The sequence below is a fragment of the Streptomyces sp. NBC_01669 genome, assembly GCF_026339735.1.
GTDB lineage: Bacteria > Actinomycetota > Actinomycetes > Streptomycetales > Streptomycetaceae > Streptomyces > Streptomyces yanii.
Genome location: NZ_JAPEQG010000002.1, coordinates 1,072,521 through 1,090,426 on the forward strand (window position 1 = coordinate 1,072,521; position 17,906 = coordinate 1,090,426).

At 68.5% G+C, this 17,906-nt stretch carries 11 protein-coding genes and 5 pseudogenes; 8 read left to right on the forward strand and 8 right to left on the reverse strand.

Features of this window, described 5'->3' with window-relative positions; all coding sequences use genetic code 11:
* Window positions 1–172: 172 nt before the first annotated feature.
* The 3 genes and pseudogenes from OG972_RS46045 to OG972_RS46055 form a co-directional block, all read right to left on the reverse strand.
* Window positions 173–408, reverse strand: a pseudogene (locus tag OG972_RS46045) (hypothetical protein); the annotation flags it as partial.
* Between the two features lie 296 nt (window positions 409–704).
* Window positions 705–1,259 (reverse strand): AlpA family transcriptional regulator, encoded by a 555-nt coding sequence (locus OG972_RS46050; protein ID WP_266992706.1) that lies wholly within the window; start codon window positions 1,257–1,259, stop codon window positions 705–707.
* 9 nt (window positions 1,260–1,268) lie between these two features.
* Window positions 1,269–3,485: a helix-turn-helix domain-containing protein gene (locus tag OG972_RS46055; RefSeq protein ID WP_266992708.1), complete on the reverse strand. Its 2,217-nt coding sequence runs from the start codon at window positions 3,483–3,485 to the stop codon at window positions 1,269–1,271.
* A gap of 217 nt (window positions 3,486–3,702) precedes the next feature.
* On the opposite strand from OG972_RS46055, the pseudogene OG972_RS46060 reads away from it, so the two are divergent.
* The 6 genes and pseudogenes from OG972_RS46060 to OG972_RS46085 all read left to right on the forward strand — a co-directional run.
* Window positions 3,703–4,469 (forward strand): annotated as a pseudogene (locus OG972_RS46060) (TnsA-like heteromeric transposase endonuclease subunit).
* A 193-nt stretch (window positions 4,470–4,662) separates the two neighbouring features.
* Window positions 4,663–6,528 (forward strand): Mu transposase C-terminal domain-containing protein, encoded by a 1,866-nt coding sequence (locus OG972_RS46065; protein WP_266992710.1) that lies wholly within the window; start codon window positions 4,663–4,665, stop codon window positions 6,526–6,528.
* Window positions 6,513–7,568 carry an ATP-binding protein gene (locus tag OG972_RS46070; protein WP_266992712.1) on the forward strand — a complete coding sequence of 352 codons (1,056 nt, stop codon included), beginning with the start codon at window positions 6,513–6,515 and terminating at the stop codon, window positions 7,566–7,568. The genes OG972_RS46065 and OG972_RS46070 overlap by 16 nt, the downstream gene beginning before the upstream one ends.
* The gene (locus OG972_RS46075) at window positions 7,565–8,209 is read left to right on the forward strand and encodes a hypothetical protein (protein WP_266992714.1); all 645 of its coding nucleotides are present in this window, start codon (window positions 7,565–7,567) and stop codon (window positions 8,207–8,209) included. The genes OG972_RS46070 and OG972_RS46075 overlap by 4 nt, the downstream gene beginning before the upstream one ends.
* Before the next feature lie 125 nt (window positions 8,210–8,334).
* Window positions 8,335–9,744 (forward strand): LCP family protein, encoded by a 1,410-nt coding sequence (locus OG972_RS46080; RefSeq protein WP_266992716.1) that lies wholly within the window; start codon window positions 8,335–8,337, stop codon window positions 9,742–9,744.
* A gap of 153 nt (window positions 9,745–9,897) precedes the next feature.
* Window positions 9,898–10,038: pseudogene (locus tag OG972_RS46085) on the forward strand (IS5/IS1182 family transposase); the annotation flags it as partial.
* Between the two features lie 687 nt (window positions 10,039–10,725).
* On the opposite strand, the gene OG972_RS46090 reads toward OG972_RS46085, so the two are convergent.
* The 4 genes and pseudogenes from OG972_RS46090 to map form a co-directional block, all read right to left on the reverse strand.
* Window positions 10,726–11,892 carry a permease gene (locus OG972_RS46090; RefSeq protein ID WP_266992718.1) on the reverse strand — a complete coding sequence of 389 codons (1,167 nt, stop codon included), beginning with the start codon at window positions 11,890–11,892 and terminating at the stop codon, window positions 10,726–10,728.
* 777 nt (window positions 11,893–12,669) lie between these two features.
* Window positions 12,670–13,068: pseudogene (locus OG972_RS46095) on the reverse strand (transposase); the annotation flags it as partial.
* A gap of 71 nt (window positions 13,069–13,139) precedes the next feature.
* Complete coding sequence (locus OG972_RS46100) at window positions 13,140–14,225, reverse strand: PP2C family protein-serine/threonine phosphatase (protein ID WP_266992720.1); 1,086 nt, start codon at window positions 14,223–14,225, stop codon at window positions 13,140–13,142.
* Between the two features lie 511 nt (window positions 14,226–14,736).
* The gene (gene map, locus OG972_RS46105; RefSeq protein WP_266992722.1) at window positions 14,737–15,504 is read right to left on the reverse strand and encodes a type I methionyl aminopeptidase; all 768 of its coding nucleotides are present in this window, start codon (window positions 15,502–15,504) and stop codon (window positions 14,737–14,739) included.
* Between the two features lie 58 nt (window positions 15,505–15,562).
* On the opposite strand from map, the gene OG972_RS46110 reads away from it, so the two are divergent.
* On the forward strand, window positions 15,563–15,838 hold the full coding sequence (locus tag OG972_RS46110) for a helix-turn-helix domain-containing protein (RefSeq protein WP_266992724.1): 276 nt from the start codon (window positions 15,563–15,565) through the stop codon (window positions 15,836–15,838).
* Window positions 15,839–16,056: 218 nt separating this feature from the next.
* Here the strand turns inward: OG972_RS46110 and OG972_RS46115 are convergent.
* Window positions 16,057–16,611, reverse strand: a pseudogene (locus tag OG972_RS46115) (RNA-guided endonuclease InsQ/TnpB family protein); the annotation flags it as partial.
* On the opposite strand from OG972_RS46115, the gene OG972_RS46120 reads away from it, so the two are divergent.
* Window positions 16,610–17,749: a cation:dicarboxylase symporter family transporter gene (locus OG972_RS46120; protein WP_266992726.1), complete on the forward strand. Its 1,140-nt coding sequence runs from the start codon at window positions 16,610–16,612 to the stop codon at window positions 17,747–17,749. The pseudogene OG972_RS46115 and the gene OG972_RS46120 overlap by 2 nt on opposite strands.
* Window positions 17,750–17,906 lie beyond the last annotated feature (157 nt).

Consider the following 17,906-nt stretch of genomic DNA (forward strand, 5'->3'; position numbering starts at 1 on the left):
GATGGCACCTTATGGGGGGTGAACTCAAGGGAAGCCGTCCTACCTGCGGAAACGTGAAGAGGGAGACCCGAGTCATTGTGGCGCCATGCGTGCTCATGCGCTCTTGCGGGCATGGAATGACATCACGTGGCGCCAGGTGGCACCGGATGGCGCCAAGCGGTGCCACCTGGCGTCACATGATGCCAGGTGATGTCTCAAGAAGGTGACCCGCCTCGCCTCGCCGCATGGGCGACCGGCGCGACACCACCGCCCGCAGGACCCGCCGCCCCTCCGTGGACGCGTCCATCGCGCGGCGCAGTCCGCCCATGTGAGGGCCGCGGGCAGCTCCAGGACGGTGATCTGGCGGCGCAGTTTCTGCGGCGACGAGGGGCGGATGCCCTCCATACGGCCTTCGCGGCGGGAGTCTACCGAGCCGGTGGCCTCGGCCTTGCAGTAGCGCCGGTGCTCGAAGCGGCTGGCGTCGGCGACGCGGATCTCGTGCAGACGCACGGAGTGCTCCTCCGCGGCCGCGTAGAGCCGGATCGGCAGCGCGACCAGCCCAAACTGCAGCGTCCCGGACCAGGTGGCTGTCGTGTATCCAGCGTCATCCGCCAGCGGGCGGGGCGCGCGGTGACCACCGGGCAGCCGGCAGGCTGACCCCGGCCACTGGAGGAGGGCCGCCAGGACGCGTGGCGTCAGGGGTGCCTCGGGCCTCCGTTCTGAACCTAGTAGTCCAGCTCCACGTAGTCGATGTCGGTGAACTCGACCACGAGACCTTCGGCGCGGCGGCCGCGGTCCTTGAAGTACTGCTCCTGGAGGCCTTCGGCGATGACGGCCTGGAGTTGCTGGTCGGTGGCGCCGGCGGCTTGTGCGTCGAAGAGGCGGGCGGCGTACTGGGGTGGGAGGTGCTGGGTGATGAGCCGGATGCGTCCGTCGTCGGTGCTGCCCGGTGCGGCGGTGAACCCGAACCGTGCGCGGGTCTCGACGACGATGCCGGTGGAGGTGGCGGCCTGCTTCTTCGCTTTCTCCTTGACCCGGGGCTGCCACCGGATGCGGACCTGATCGGCGAGCCGGGCCGCGAGGTCGGCGTGCGGCTTCTTGAACTGGTCCTTGACGTACCGTTCGACGGTGCGCTGGGAAATGCCCAGTAGTTCGGCCACGGCCCGTGTTCTCTTGTATTGCTTGACCAGGAACCGCATCTGCGCACCGGCCGACTTCGGGATCGGCCGGGTCGCCGTGCCGGCGGTGGCTTTGTCGAGGCTGTCTCCAAGGATGCCCACCGAGTGCTCCTACTCTCCGTCGATCGCCGCGTCGGTGCCCTTGATGTGCCGGGCCGGGTTATGTCCTTCGTCGAGCATCGCGACGGCCCACAGCATCTCCTGGGTCCCCTCGTGCTTGACCATGCCGGGGCTGACGCCGAGCCGGAACGTGCCCGGGGCCGGCTTCCCGTCAGCGGTGTGCGGCAGGACGTCCAGCGGGGACGGCCCGTCGGAGAGGTAGACGGCGCAGTCCGACAGCAGCGCGATCGGCAGCAAGGCGTCCTCGCCGAGCATCAGGTGTCCGGCAGGGGCCGGAGCCTGCTGGGTGGCGAGGGCCGTCTTCAGCAGTTTGCGGTGCATGTTGACGCGGGCGGTGGAGATGATCGCAGCGCGGATGTCGGGGCGCCACGTCGGGCGTTCCAGCGCCGGCCACCGCTCGCCGAACTTGTAACTGGCGCCCTGCGGGCCCTCGCGGAACTTCCCGATGCCGCCCTTGACCGTGGACTTGATCGCGGACAGGACTGCGGCCATGCCGGGATCGGTCTGCTTGTGGGTCTCCATGGCGGTCAGGAACTTTGCTTCGGTCATGCCGGAGACGACGCCCAGGTCGGCCATCGTCTGCTTGTACGCCTCGGCCAGATGCTTGTACCAGGGGTCCAGGTACGCGCCGGAATCCGTGCGGATCCATGCTTCCAGCGGCCGCAGAGTGACTGGCAACTGGTAGGTGCTGATGAGTTCGGCGGCGTAGGCGACGGTCGGTGTCGCGTACCAGGCAGGCCCGTCGGGGCGGGTGCCGTGCGGGGTGAAAGGGCTGGGCAGGCGCGGGTCCAGTTCGATGCCGGACAGGTCGACGAGCCAGCTGCCGGGGGTTCTCTTGTCGAACACCGGCTGCGTGATGTGAACCGGCGCGCCCAGGCCCACGATGAGTCGGTTCGCGGCGGCGAGGAACGCGGTGTTGACGTCGATGCCGACCGCGAAGCTGCGGGTGCACTCAGCGTCCGTGAGCAGTTGCGGGTCACGCGTCCACTCGTACGCCTCCTCGTCGAGGACCTCGTCCGGGGTGCGTTGATGAGTACGCGGGTAGAGGGCGGCGACGACCGGGTGCTGATCCGGGGCTTCCACCGGTGCCGGGTCGACGGGTTCGGTGAGCGAGCCGGGGACCGGTCCGGAGACCCAGGTGCCGGTGTCTTCGTCGCGTACGGCACGGGTCGGCGGGCGCAGCGCCGTCATGGTTTCCAGACCGGAGACGGCGGTGGAGCCACGGGGGGTGATGACGCGGGTCGCGTAGGCGCCGAGTACGTCGGCGATGGCGGCCGGGTCGAGGTGGTCGGTGGTGCCCCAGGAGCGGGAGTCGAGAGCGCCCCAGGGCAGGACCGCGAACTGCACACACTGGCGCTGCCCGTGCTGCGCGGGGCGGTAGATCCGCGCCCAGGGGCCGAACCCGCGCCGGGTCAGCTTCCACTTCGCCTTGGTGATCTGCTTGACGACCTTGTGGTCCTCGGGCAGCCGCAGGCCGCGCCGGTCCTCCAGCCGCTCAGGCAGGCCGAGGCGTTCGGCGGCCGAGGCGGTAAGGACGATCAGAGGGTCGGCGTCCTTGCCCGACGGGTGCAGGCGCGGCGCACCCAGGTGCGCTTCGGTCAGGGTCCAGTCGACCAGCGCCGGGATGGTCCTGGCGGGACAGTCCAGGACGAGTCCGCCGATGCAGTACAGCGAGCCGTCGCCGTCCAGCACACCGAGCGGACCGTTCGCGTAGCGCGGGTCGGCGGCCGCCCGGGCCGTGGCCGGCCGCGGGGTTGACCGCTTCACGGCCGGTGGCGGCGACGTCGGCCTTGAGGTCCTCGCGGAACGGGCCGGTGTGGCATCCTGCGCCGGCGTCGGTGCCTGCATGGGGGCACGGGACTGTGGTGGGGCGTCGGGTTCAGCCGATGGCCCCGGGGACAGGGGACGGGCTTCAGCAGCCGTGTCTGCCGGTTCCGCATCGGTGACGTGGATGGGCGTGGTCGCGTTGACGGGGTAGAGGTCGGCGAGCTTTTCCAGCAGGCGGGCGTATGCCTCGCGCTGCGGGGGCCGCGGTTCGGTCTTCCCGCTCTCCCACGACACCACCGTGGCCCGGCGCACCTTGAGTGCCTTGGCGACCTGGTCCTGCGTCAGCCCATGGGCCCTGCGCAGTCGTTCCCGCTCGGCGGGCGCGGGCAGCGGGGACGCGGACGCGATCAGGGCGTCGACCGCGTCGAACAACTCGGACATGAGCACCTCCGGTTCCATCATACCGCGAGGAACGCACATTACGCGTACATACTCCGCACAATGAGCGTATATTAATGACGCCTCTGACCCGTCGCTCTCAGGCGGCGCACCTGCTGGGTCACCTGTGTCATCGAACTTTGATCTTTGCCATCGAACGTTGATCATCAGTAAGTTCGTGCCATCGAAGTTTGATCAGTACGGAGTACGGGTGGTCAAGGTGGCGGCGGGGGAGCTCGCGGAGGCGTACACGGATCCGGATCTCGCTGCGTTCGAGCTGAGGTTTCGGGAGGACGCGGTACAGGTTCGGCGGTCGTTGGGGGCCTGCTGGAATGTGCGCTTCGAGTACGCGGTGCCTGTGCGTCCGTTCCGTTGGCCCAAGGGCGGGGAGAGCTTCGCGGGCTGGTACTTCTGCGCCACGACCGGCGGGCACATCGGCTACGAGTCGTGGCTGGAGCGGGACCGGCTGATCCTCCTGGATGCCGACCCGCAGGTCAGAGGAATTGCATCGCAGCCGTTCTGGCTGCACTGGCATGACGGCGTCCGACGGCGACGGCACGCACCGGACTACTTCGTGCGCCTTGCGAACGGACGGGGCAGGGTGGTCGACGTCCGAGCCGCGGACCGCGTTGATGATGCGGCAGCCAAAGCGTTCGCGGCCACGGAGAGGGCCTGCCGCGCAGTGGACTGGAGTTTGACCGGGCCGGAGTTCCCGATCCGGTGCTGATGGCGAACATGCGGTGGCTGTCGCGCTACCGCAGGCCTCGGTGTCTGCGTCGGCAGGTCGCGGCCGCCTTGCTGGAGGTGTTTGCCGAGCCAGGGCCGTTGCGGTCGGGGGCCGGGCGGGCGGGTGATCCGCTGATCGTGCTGCCGGTGCTCTTTCATCTGCTGTGGTCCGGCGCCCTGGTGACGGACGTGACCACACGGTTGCTCGATTCCGACGCCGTGGTTCACGCGGCAGAGAGGGGATCACGGTGGGACGTCTGATGCGGCCGCAGGGGCTGGCCGTTGGTGAACGCGTCCGGTTCGAGGGGCAGGTCCGCCTGGTCCTGGCCGTCTCGGGCTGGTCGGTCACCCTGTCGGACATGGGTGGCATGCCGCGGGCTGTTCCGCCGGCGGTGCTGTTCGCCGACGACGACTCGAGGTCGTTGAGAGCGCGGGCCGGGTGCCGCTGCCGCCGGTGTCCTTGCTGGAGACCCTGCCGCAGGCCGCGCTGGAGAAGGCCCTGTGGTGGGAGGGGCACATTCTGGAGGTGTTGCGTGGGCTGCCGCCGGAGGCCGCCGCGGGCTCGGACTCGAAGCCGCAGTACGCCCTGTCCCGATCGCTGACCGCGCGGGAACGGGCGAAGGCGGCCGAACTCACCGCCGCAGGCCACCGGGTGACTGCGGGCACGGTCGCCAACCGGCGCCGCCGCTATGAGAAGAACGGGGTGATGGGGCTGGCCGATCATCGGCCGGTCCGCCGGACGCCGAAGTACGGCACTGTGGACGATGCGGTGGTCGCCGCGATGCGGCAGGCGATCACGGAGGCGACCGACGCCTCGACCCGCACGGGCACCTTCCTGCTCTGGCGGACCGAGCAGATCCTCAAGGTCGGCGAGGACGGCACCGAGGCGAAGCTGCCGTCGCGGCGCACGCTCTACCGGCTGCTGGACAAGCTCACCACCGGCACCCACACCACAGGATCGGCAACCACCCGCAGGTCGCGGGCGCACGGGGCAGCCGCACCGTTCGGTGAGCTGCCCGCATTCGCGCCGGGTGAGGTGATGCAGATCGACTCCACGCCCATGGACGTGCTGGTCCGCCTGGACGACGGAGTGGCGGGCAAGGTTGAGCTGACCGGCATGGTCGACGTCGCGACGAGAACGGTGACCGCAGCCGTGCTGCGGCCCACAACGAAGGCGGTCGACGCCAGCGTGCTGCTGGCCCGCACGGTCACCCCGGAACTGATGAGGCCGGGCTGGACCGACGCCCTGCGGATGTCCCGCTCGGTGCTCCCGCACCGGCGGCTGCTGTCCCTGGACGAGCGGCTGGAGCACGCCGCCGCCCGGCCGGTGATCGTCCCGGAGATGATCGTCTGCGATCACGGCAAGGCATTCATGTCCCGCAGCTTCCTCGCGTCCTGCCGCTTCCTGCAGATCGATCTCCAGCCCGCACACAAAGGCTCACCCTTCGAGAAGGGGCACATCGAGAAGACGCTGGGCTCGGTGGGCACCCTGTTCACCCAGTTCCTGCCCGGATTCACCGGCCGCAGCACCGAGCACCGCGGCCGGGACCTGGACAAGCAGCCCCTGTGGTCCCTGCTGGAGCTTCAGGAACTGCTGGACGAGTGGATCGTCGCCCAGTGGCAGAACCGCCCGCACGACGGGCTGCGCGACCCGGCCATGCCGGGCCGGTCGTTCACGCCGAACGAGAAGTACGCGGCGCTCGTCGAAGCCTGCGGCTACGTCCCGGTTGCGCTTTCCGGCGACGACTACGTCGAACTGCTGCCCACGTGCTGGCGGGTGGTCAACGACTACGGAGTCAAGATCAAGCGCCGCACCTACGACAGCCCCGCCTTGGCCGGACTGAGACGCCAGCACTCCGGCGTCAGAGAAAAGAAGGGCTTGTGGGAGATCCACCACGACCCCTATGACATCGCCCGGATCTGGGTCCGCAACCACCACGCGGGCAGCGGCTGGATCGAGGCCACCTGGAAGCACCTGCACCGGGTTCCGTTGCCCTTCGGCGAACTGGCCTGGGATCACGCTGCCCAGGGCCTGCCCAAGGCGACCGAGGCGGAGATCGCCGACGCCGTCGCCGCCCTGCTGGCCAAGGCCCACGTCGGCCCCGACCAGCCGACCAGACCGAAACGGTCCGCGCGGGACAAGCAGGTCGTCGCCCGCACCGGCTCCGCGCACTCCCTCACACCGCCTCCCACCGTCCCGCCCCCGCCGGCAGTCACGGACGCAGGCCCCGACGAACCAGATGAGGACACCAAGCCTCTCGCCGAGGTAACCCCCCTGGGACTGTTCAACCCGCTCGAAGATCCATGGAGACGCACGTAATGTCACTCGGCCACATAGCCGACGCCGCCGAGGACACAGCGGATGATCAGGCCGGATATCAGCTGACCACCCTTCCAGGATGGCGCCGCTTCACCACCGAACCACCCGCCCCGCCAGAGCTGCTGAGCGAGGGCGAGTACGAAGGGCTTCAGCCGTTCCAGCGGGAGCTCTACGACGAGGAACGGCTCGATCACCATGCCCGATTGCGGGTGGTCGCCACGTCCACGGTCCGGCACACCGTCACCTGCGGCCGGCGCCTGGTCCTGCTCAACAAGCACGCGATCAGCGCCCGCCGCGGTCTGATCGTCTCCGGCCCCGCCGGCACCGGCAAGACCATCGCCATCACCCAGCTCGGACGAGCCCACGAACTCTTGGACCAGGCCTGGCACCCAACAGTCCCCGGCCGCATCCCGGTCGTCTACATCACCGTCCCTCCGGCCGCGACCGCCCGCATGATCGCCGCCGAGTTCGCCCGCTTCCTCGGCTTGCCGGTCCGGCGCAGTTCCAACATCACCGACCTCATCGAAGCCGTCGTCGGTGTCTGCACCGACACCCGCACCGGCCTGGTGCTGGTCGATGAACTCCACAACATCTCGCTCACCAGCCGCACCGGCGCGGAAGTCGCCGACACGCTCAAGTACTTCTCCGAGCGGATCCCGGCAACGTTCGTCTATGCCGGCATCGATATCGAGCACTCCAACCTTCTGTCAGGCACACGCGGCCAGCAGATCACCGGACGCTTCACCCTCGTTCCCACCGCCCCATTCCCCTACAACATGGAGTGGAAGGGCCTGGTCGCAACGCTGGAAAGCACCCTGCTTCTCCACCGGCACCGGACCGGCACCCTCACCAGCCTGGACCGCTACCTGCACGACCGCACCGGCGGGATGATCGGCGCGCTGTCCCACGCCATCCGGGGCGCGGCGATCGACGCAATCCTCACCGGCACCGAGGCCATCACCAAGAAATCACTTGCCGCGATCCCCTTGGACCACTCCGCACAGTCCTTCTCCCACCTCTCATCTGGGACGCGTCAGTGAGCAACAACTTGCCAATACCGCCGCTCGTCCCTCTTCCCATCGACGTCCGTCCGCGGCTCGGCGAGACAACGGTCAACTACGTCCAACGCCTCGCGCGGGCCAACCACCTCAAGCCCAGCGAGTTGATCCGGATTCTGGCGCCACCACCGCACTCGGTCGGCCAGAAGCCTGCCCTGAAGCGCGTTGCCTGGGCCAGTGGCCGCTCGCCAGAGGTCCTGGCCCTCACTCTCGTGGACGCCAGCCCGGCATACCTTCCGATCTGGACGAAGCCCGATCTCCGGCTTCGACGCCATGCTTCGTTGCCGCATGACGGCTTCAACAAGATTGGGCTCATCAAGCACGAAGCCAGCTGGAGCAAGCAAAGCCTGCGCCAGATCGCCCATCGTTGGCAGATTCCTCTCTGGCTGCTCAAGCGGATCCTCAGCCCACGTTTCCCCAACGAACGACCAGTGCCGCGGCCGACCATGCCGGAAGACACGCACCAACGGCTCAAGGACCACTACGCGCGGGGCCTCACCGCGACGCAGTCGTGGCGATCGGTCCTCGACGACCACGACACCTGGCTCACGCTGTCGGCCGTCACGCAGCTCTACCTCAGCTTTCAAGACTCCATATCAATCAAGCCGCGCCGCACTAATTAAGCCGGAGCCTCGCTGCACCAACAGCTGCACGTTCGAAACGATCGTATAAAGTCCGGTGATCGACATCGGGCGTCTGGTGTCCGGTCACGCCGGGTGGTCGGGGCGGGGCGCGGGGGGCGATTCACATGGGTGGGACACGTGGACGAAAGAGTGCTCCGGCGGCCGGGCGCTCGCGTAGGCGAGCGGGCGGGAAGTCGGACGGGCTGACGCGGCGGGGCCGGATCGTTGCCTGGACCGCCGGTATCGGCGCCGTGTGCGTCCTCGGCGCCGGCGGCGCCAGTGCGTGGATCTACAACGACCTCGACGGCAACATCCATGGCGCCCACCTCGACGGCAAGCTCGGCGACGACCGCCCGGAGAACCTCAGTCCCGGGTCGCGGAACATCCTGGTCGTGGGCTCCGACAGCAGGTCCGGGGCCAACGCCCGGTACGGCGGCATGGAGGGGGGCACCATGCACTCCGACACGCTGATGGTCCTGCACATCCCCGCGAACCGGAAGTGGGCCGCGGTCGTGTCCATACCCCGCGACTCCTGGGTGCGAATACCGGCCTGCGACAAGGGCGACGGTACGACCTCCGAGGTCCATCACTTCAAGATCAACGAGGCGTTCTCGCTCGGCGGCACAGGCGGCGAGGTGGCCGACGCCGCCGCTTGTACCATCAAGACGATCGAAGCCAATACTGGTCTGCGCATCGACAACTTCATGTCGGTCGAATTCCAGGGGTTCAAGGGCATGGTCAACGCCCTGGACGGCATAGAGGTCTGCCCTGAGCAGGCCATCCACGACAAGAAGGCCCACCTCGATCTGGAGGCCGGCTGCCAGACGATCAGGGACGAGAAGGCGCTCGGCTACGTGCGTGCCCGCTACAGCGTGGGCGACGGCTCCGACACCGGACGTATCGGCCGCCAGCAGGAGTTCATGTCGGCGTTGGCCGAGAAGGCCAAGTCGAAGATCACCGACCCCGTCGCTCTCTACAAGTTGCTGCAGTCCCTCACCAAGTCCCTCACCACGGACGACGAACTGGCCGGTGCGAAAGCCCTCACCGGCCTCGCGTCCGAGCTGAAGGGCGTTCCCGAGGACCGGTTGACGTTCCTCACCGTTCCCAGCTATCCGCGCGAAGCCGACGTCCCGACGGACAAGGCCAATGTGGTGTGGCAGTACCCGCAGGCCGCCACCGTGTTCACCGCCCTGGCCAAGGACAGGGAGATCGACAAGAAGAGCCTGGAGGCGGACGCGAAAGATCCGCTGTACGCGTCCTCCGTGCACGTGCGTGTCCTCAACGGATCGGACGCCGAGGGGAAGGCCGCCGCGGTCGCCGAGAGACTGCGCGAGGCCGGGTTCACCGTCACGGGCACCGGCAACGCGCCGCACCCCGGCCGCACCACGGTTACCTATCCCCCGGGCCTCGCCGACCGGGCCGCGGTCCTCGCGTCCCAGGTACCCGGCGCGCACGCTGTCGAGGACGCCGCCGCCCCGGCGGGCGAGGTCACCCTGGTGGCCGGCGCCGAACTGGACGTCGACGACCTGCGATAGGCCACCACATCGAGAGACCGAGCGAGCTGTGCTTCCGCGTCTGCGACAGGACGCGGGAGTACGGACTCCGCGTCCGTACCGGATGCCGTCGTGCTGCGGCGGAACCAACGGTGCTGCCGGCCGCGGATTCGCCCGCTGACGTCGACGCCGACAATCGAGCGCACGATCTCGTGGCTGTCCGGCTACCGCAGACTCAGCCCCCGCTACGAACGCAACCCCCGCAACTACCTGGCTTTTCTCGGCCTTGCCGCTGCCCTGTGCTGCTACAGGCGACTCCTCAAACTCACCACATAGGACACCGCCTAAGTGACCCAGGTCACTCAAACTTCGATGACACCCGCTCAAACTTCGATGGCACAGGACACTGGGATCCAGTCGCGTTCGGACAACGAGCGCGGCACTCGTCCCGTGGCGTTCAGCGTTCAGACCGCGGCGTTGAAGGCGGTGGCCAACGAGCGGCTGCGAACGGTGCTGACTTTCCAAGGCCGAAACGATGGCCGAGGGCCTGCCGGCGGCCGCGTCCCGGCTGTGGGACGGGGACCCGGAACCCTATCGCGGTCCCGGAGCGGGAGTGGGCGTCATGGCTGGCGGTGAGCACTCCCCCGGCCACCGGCAGGCGACCCTGCAGGAGTTTGCGCCCGATGGCATCGAACTTTCCGAGAACCGGTGGGAGCAGGATCTGCTGGCTCGGGCCGCGAGGGCACCTGCGACCATTCGGCTGTGAGCCAGAGGCTGCCCGGGCAGCTGGCCTGCGCATGCCTCCACGATGAGGCGACTCGGCGTTTTCTGACAGGACCGCGGTCCAACGCGGACAATGAACAGGCCCGAACCCTGCCCATAATTTCGGGTCGCACCACCAGCCCGGCCCCTCCGGCAGGACCGGTACGGCACGGGCGAGCGCCACTTGGATGGGAACTCCACGAACCAGGCCTGCGAAGACCGCCCCACGCCAGCACCCGGAGCGGTCCGTACGGCCCTGCGTCAGTGCTGCATGTGGTCGCCGTAGCCCTGGCCGGTGTCGGGAGTGCCGCCCATCATGTGCAACATGGTCAGCCCGCCGGTCCGCAAGAACCGCACCAGGAGCACGGCTGCGAGGATGAGGAAGGCAATGTTGAGCCAGGTGGTGTAGTTCCAGCTGACGCCTTCCATGGGGACCTTCGCGTCGGCCTGATCGGGGATCAGACCGAGGCCGCCGAAGGCGAACTCCACGATGTATCCCGCAATGACCATCGCGAGGTAGAAGGTGCCGATGAGGAAGGCGGCCATCTTCGCGCCGTAGTACTTCCGGTAGATGTTGAGGATCGGCAGGATCAGCAGGTCGGCAAAGATGAACGCCACCACGCCGCCGAAGCTGATCCCTCCCTTCCACAGCACCACTGCCAGCGGCACATTCCCGATGGAGCACACGAACGAGGCGATCGCCACCAGCGGGCCGACGATGGGCCCCCACAGTTTGGCGGCGAGCGGGTGGCCGTCGAAGAAGAAGGTGCGCCAGAACGAGTCCGGGACCCAGGCGGCGATGGCGCCGGCGATGAGCAGACCGACGACCAGGTCACGCAGGATCGCCGCCCATTCCATGACGAACACATGGCTGGTGGCGGTGAAGCCCTCGCGGGAGAACAGGCGCCGGGTGAAGGTGCCGTTGCGCTGCACGGACATGTCCATCGCGGCGTGGCCCTCCATCGACCCGGCAAGGCCCCGCTTGGCCTGTTCGCGGGCCTGGCGCAGGAGCCCCGTGCGCAGGAACAGCCGAAACAGGACGGCCAGCACAATGATCATGATGGGGCCACCAACGAACTCTGCGGCGGTGAACTGCCAGCCCATCAGCAGCGCCAGGATGACACCGAGCTCGACGACGAGGTTGGTGGAGGCGATCTCGAAGGCCATCGCGGCGGTGAAGTTCGCGCCCTTGCGGAACAGCGAGCGGGCCAGCGCCACCGCGGCGTAGGAGCAGGACGAGGACGCCACGCCCAGGCCCGCGGAGACGGCGAGGGTGCGGGGCCGGTCGTCGCCGAGCAGAGAGACGATGGTGGACTTGCGGACCACGGCTTGGACGACGGCGGACAGGGCGAAGCCCAGGATCAGGGCCCAGGTGATCTCCCAGGTCATGGACCCCGTGATCGACAGTGCGTGCAGTACGGCGTGCATCCGTGAAGCCTTCCCTCCGAAGTGCGGCGTACGGCCGGCGGACACGCCCAATGGCAGGCAACCCTCCTGTCGGCCGGGGTGCGGGGCGCCGCCGCAGGGAGCGGCGGCGCCCGCCGGGGTCAGCCGACGTGCAGGGTCAGGGCGGCGGTGTGGAGCGTGCTGCCGGTCTGGAACTGCAGGAACACCCGCCAGCCCGTGTCCGTGCGCAGGTGCACCCGCCGCGGTGCAGCATCGCCGTGTCGCCGGTCCGCCGCGGCTTGATCTTCCAGAACTGCTCGGCCCGCGCCCCCTCCTGGCGCCGCTGCTCCGGCTGCTCCTGGATCTCCAGCGAATCCGGGGTCTGGCGCAGCGAGCATTCCGGCCACTCGGCCGGCGCCCGGTTCTTGTCCAGGTCGGACAGGGAGCCGGACTACGCCGCCCCTACCCCGGTTTCGTGGGTGTGCTTGAGCGCCATCCGAGCTAGGACATTTCGGCAACGCGGGAAGCGCGCTTGCCAGGGCGTGGCCGCCCGATCAGAGGTCACCCGACAGGCTCTCAGTCGTCTCCGGGCAATTGATGAAGTGCCTCGCTCTTCTCCGGTACGCCGCTCTGGCTCTGTCGACGGTCGTTGCGCCCGGTCGGCGTCGTACCGGAGGCCTGGATGGATGTGTGTGAGGTATCGGCGGAGGACGTCGAGCTGGAGTACGTCAGCACGTCCGGGTCGCGCGAGCGTCGTCCGCTCTTCCCGCTCGGGGTCGTTTCCGGCGCCCTACCCGTCATGTTCTTCGGGGCCGCCCCCTTTTGCCGGGCCTGCTCCTCGGCAGTGGCCTTCTCCAGAGCGGTGATGACGTCCTGGCCCAGGTGCATCCCGGCAGCGTCGTGGTGGGCCCGGGCAGTGGTGGAGTCCACGCTGACCAGGGACAAGTCCACCTCACCCCGCTTAACGGCTTCCGCGATCAGGCCCTCCGCCAGGGCTTCGAAGACACCTGCGTCCCTCCACTGCCGGAAGCGGTTGCGGACGGTCGGCCAGGCACCGAACTCCCCCGGCTTCTCCCGCCACTGCCCGCCCGTCCTGAACCGCCAGATCACGCCCTCGAACTGCTGCCGCAACCGCTCGGGGTACGGGCCGAACCCACCGATCGGCAGGTAAGGCTCGATGAAATCCCACCCGTCATCCGTCAGTTGCAGCCGCGTCATGCAAGACGATGACCGGATCAGGCCCCGTCAGAGGGCCAATCCCGCAGATTGATCGCAACCAAATACGCACCCTATTCGGGCAGGTGGTAGACGGCGAGGGCCGCGGTGTCGTCGTGGAGGCGGTTGTTGCTGTAGGTGAGGAGGTCGTGATGGAGACGATCGAGGAGTTCCCGGGGCTGGAGGGGGCCCCAGGAGAGGACACGTTGACGGAGGGGGTAGAAGGTCCCGGTGGGGTCGCGTGCTTCGGTGACGCCGTCGGTGTAGAGCAGCAACTGGTCGCCGGGGCGGAAGGGGTATTCATCGACGTGGTAGGCCTCCGGGAGAAGCATGCCGAGGTTGAGGGGCGGTGCGGGGTCGGCCGTCTCCAGCTCAGTGACTCCGTCGGGGCGGATGAGGAGGGGCGGCGGGTGGCCGCAATTGACGATGCGGACCACGTGGCGGCTGGGGATCTCCGCGAAGACGGCAGTGACGAAGCGCTCGCCCATATCGTTTCCGGCTAGGTGGGCGGCCCTGCGGTTCATGCTGGCCTCCACCCGGCGGGCAACGGCGACGAGGTCGGGTTCGTCGTGGGCAGCCTCGCGAAAGGCGCCGAGGAGGGTGGCGGCAGTCTCCACGGCGGGGAGTCCCTTGCCGCGGACGTCGCCGATGACAAGGCGGAGTCCGTAGGTAGTGGGGACGGCCTCATACAGGTCACCGCCGATGCGTGCTTCCGCGGCGGCGGATAGGTAGAGGTCTTCCACCAGAAGGGGGCCGATGCGGTGAGGGACCGGGCTGAGCAGGACACGCTGCGCGATCTCGGCCACGGAACGCACGGTGGCGAGAGTGCGTTCCCGGCGGATGCGGTGGGCAGCCAGGATTGTTCCAAGGACGCCGACCAGAGCTGTGCACAGGTAGGCAGCCACGTAATGGCGCTCCCACACGTATTCCACCGGGCGGCCCGCGCAGCACGGGGTACCGGCAAGGACCGCTTCGAAGGCGATCGCGAACGCGGTGAGGGCAGCGACTGTAGCGGGGCCGTGGGCGAAGGCGGCAATCACAGGGAGGGCGATGAGCAGGAAGCTCACCGGCCACTGCACGGGCGTAATGGGTTCGAGCACCAGGATGCCCGCGATGTAGAAGGCGGGCAGCCAGCGCATCCATGCGGGCGCGGCCGGCACCTGCGGGCCCCCACCGCCAGGCCGCGCTGCCGAGCCGCTCGCCGCCCCGGGGCGGCCCGGCCGCCTCACTGCTCACTCCGTCGCGGAGTGAGCGGCGCGAACACGGACGCTGCCCGGTCGGAGGACGAAGCTACCGTGTGGCCTGCACACGGACGGCGCTCCTGGCGGCTCCACTCACACAGCCTGTACACGCGGGACTCCTGGCACATGAGGTGGTCAGGGTGTCCATCTTGCTGCGCCGCTGCGCTTCGGGCCGGCCATTGCTCCAGCCAATGGCATGTCAGAACCTTTGTGCGCGTGACTGTTCTGTGCCGGTGAATTTCGATGGGACGCCATCGGAGTTTGAGTGGCGTGGGTCACCGTCCGCGGCCGCGTCATCGCGCTGGACCGGTGTTGCCGCCCCCGCCTGGCCGGCGGGATGCGACCTCTGCGCGACGGGAGCGCAACGGATGGGGCATGCCGTCGGGCATCGAATGGTCCGGTCCCGGATCCGGCAGCATCTGGGAGAACGTCAGGGCAGGGTCAGGATGCGGGGGCCCTGGTCGGTGATGGCGACGGTGTGCTCGATGTGGGCGGCCCTGCTGCCGTCGGTGGTGCGCAGGGTCCAGCCATCGATATCGGTGCGGTAGGTGTTCTGCCCGCCGGCCATGAGCATGGGTTCGATGGCGAGGACCAGGCCGTGGCGGAGGGGGAAGCCACGGCCGGGGCGGCCGCGGTTGGGGACATGAGGATCTTCGTGCATGCGGCGGCCGATGCCGTGGCCGCCGAAGTCGGCGGGCATGCCGCAGCCCGCCTTGCGGGCGACGGTGTCGACGGCGTGGGAGATGTCGCCGATGCGACTGCCCACCTGGGCGGCGGCAATGCCGGCGTCGAGGGCTTGCTGGGTGGCTTCGATCAGATCGAGGTCGCCGGGGCTTGGCGTTCCGACGGTGAAGGTGATGGCCGCGTCGCCCGTCCAGCCGTCGAGCTGTGCGCCGCAGTCGATGCTCACCAGGTCGCCGTCGCGCAGCCGGTAGCCGGTGGGGATGCCGTGCGACACGGCGTCGTTGACGGACGTGCAGATCACGGCCGGGAAGGCGACCGGGGCGAAGGACGGCCGGTATCCGAGGAATGGGGAGGCGGCTCCGGCCTCGGCCAGAACTGACCGGGCCGCTTCGTCCAGTTCTTGCAGGGACACCCCCACGCCGGCTGCTTCTCGGACTGCGGCCAGGGCGCGGGCCACCACACGTCCGGCTTCCCGCATCGCGTCCAATGAGGCATCGGTCTTGATCTCCACCATGTGTGTGACTCCTGCAGCACGTCGACCCAATACTTATACCGGTATTAGTATCACGGTCATGGTGAGAACTCCTCTGACACCGTGGGAACGGGAACGCGGCGAGCGGTTCGGCGCGCTGCTGCGTCGAGCGCGCGGCAGCCGCAGCATGGCGGAGGTGGCGGCCGCGGCGGGGGTTTCCACGGAGACCCTGCGCAAGATCGAAACCGGCCGGGCCCCGACCCCCACCTTCTTCACCATCGCGGCCCTGGCCGCCGCGCTGCACATGTTTCTGGACGAGTTGGCGGCCGCGTGCGCGCATGACCCGGACTGGCAGGAACCGGCGCTCTCGGCTTGAGGAGTGGGCAGCGCCGCACCCTGTATCGCTCAACCAACCTTCGGTGGCACGAACTTGCGGTGATCAAACTCCGCTGCAGCAGGGCGCGGCGCCACCCGTAGGGCAGGGCGCGAACGTCGCCGGCAGCCGTGGCAAGGATGTCGAAGGCGCCGCCAGACTCCCCGGCTTCGGCGAGGGGGAAGGTGACTCCTCCACCCCGTGAACGGGGTGGCTTCTCGCTATGCCGGTTGGGCTTCGCGACGGACCAGCCCGGCCCGTAGGACGTTGAGAGCCCCGACTGTGTCCGCGTGCGCGGTGTGGCCGCAGGCGACGCAGTGGAACGTCTCCTGTGTGGGCCGGTTCTCCTTGGTGGTATGCCCACACTGGGGGCATCGCCGGGAGGTGTTGCGGGGGTCCACGGCCATCACTTCCCGCCCGGCACTCTCAGCCTTTGCGTTCAGGATCGCGAGGAACACCCCCCATCCGGCATCCGATATCGAGCGGTTCAGCCCGGCCTTCGCGGCGGCCCCGTTGGGCAGGAAGCTGCCCGGCTTGTCGGGGTCGGGCTTCGGTTCGGGGGCCTTGCTCATGGTGCGGATCTTGAGGTCTTCGTGCGCGATGAGGTCGTGTTCCCGCACGAGGCCGAGGGCGGTCTTGTGGGCGTGGTCCAGGCGCTGGCACCGCACCTTGCGGTGCAGACGTGCCACCGTCTCCACGGCCTTGCGGCGGCGCTTGCTTCCGCGCTTGCACCTGCTCAGTGCCTGCTGAGCTGCTTCGAGCTTCGCTGCGGCCTTGACCGGCTGGCTGTGGCCATCGGTAGGAGTAGCCCTCGAGCCGGTCGGCACCACATTCGTCGCGGCGATCAAGATGCTCATCACCCCGATCGTCTTCCTGACCATCGTGGCGGGCATCGGCAGCGTCGACAGCCTCGGCCGAGTCGGCCGGGTAGGGCTGAAATCCCTCGCGTATTTCCAGGCAGGCACCCTCGTCGCGCTCCTGGTCGGGCTGATCGCGGTCAATGTGTTCCAGCCCGGCGCCGGCGTCCACGCCCACCCAGGCGACCTCCACCTGCAGGGCGATGCCGCCCAGTACGTGAAGGACGGGCAGGGACAGAGCTGGTGGCACTTCATCACCGACCTGGTGCCCGAGAGCGCCGTCGGCGCCTTCGCCGAGGGCAACATCCTCCAAGTCATCTTCTTCTCCGTGCTCTTCGGTATCGCGCTCAAGGCCGTCGATCCGATCGGTGAGCCCATCGTGGACGGCGTGCCCCGGCTCGGCGCAGCGATCTTCAAGATCCTTCACTACGTCATGCTGGCCGCCCCCGTCGGCGCGTTCGGAGCGATGGCCTACACCACCGGCAAGTACGGGGTATCCACCCTCACCAGCCTGGGCCAGCTCATCGGCCTCTTCTACGGCACCTCGGCATTCTTCGTCATCGTGATTCTGGGCAGCGTCACGGCGCTCCTGAAGATCAACATCTTCCGGCACCGCGAATCCGCCGTGCTCCCAGGTGTCATCGCCGTGCCCGGTACCGGCCCCGTAGTGGGCGTCCCCGGTATGACGGACGGTGTAGACGAAGACGCCGCCCGGCCTCAGCACCCGGCGCACCTCGCCGACCAGGGCATGGATCTCCTCCTTGGCCAACACATGCATCAGGAAGCGGCTGCGCTGCCACTGCAGGGCCAGCACCCAGGCAAGAGCGTGGCAGGCATGGGCAGGAAGGGCACGCTCCCGACTCCGCACCAGTTCCCCTCACGGCAGTGGCGGCCTCCAGGCTCCGATCTCCTCTGCCTGTCCTGGGAGCAGCTGACCACGTCTGTGCGGTCGCCCCGTGCTTGGGGCGCCCCCCATCCCCCATCCCCCATCCCCCATCCCCCATCCCCCATCAAGTATTTCGGCTATACCGAGACAGTAGGTCCCGCTGAGAACTGAGCGTCGTAGTTCGCCAGGCTGGCCATCGACGACGCTCAGTCGCAGTGGGAGCGCCGCCGCGCCACGGTCGGGCGCCCACTCGCCGTGTGAGCCACGTTGGGCGACTCCTCAATTGAGGAGTCGATAAGCCTGCTATATGGCGTGCTAGTCGTATCGC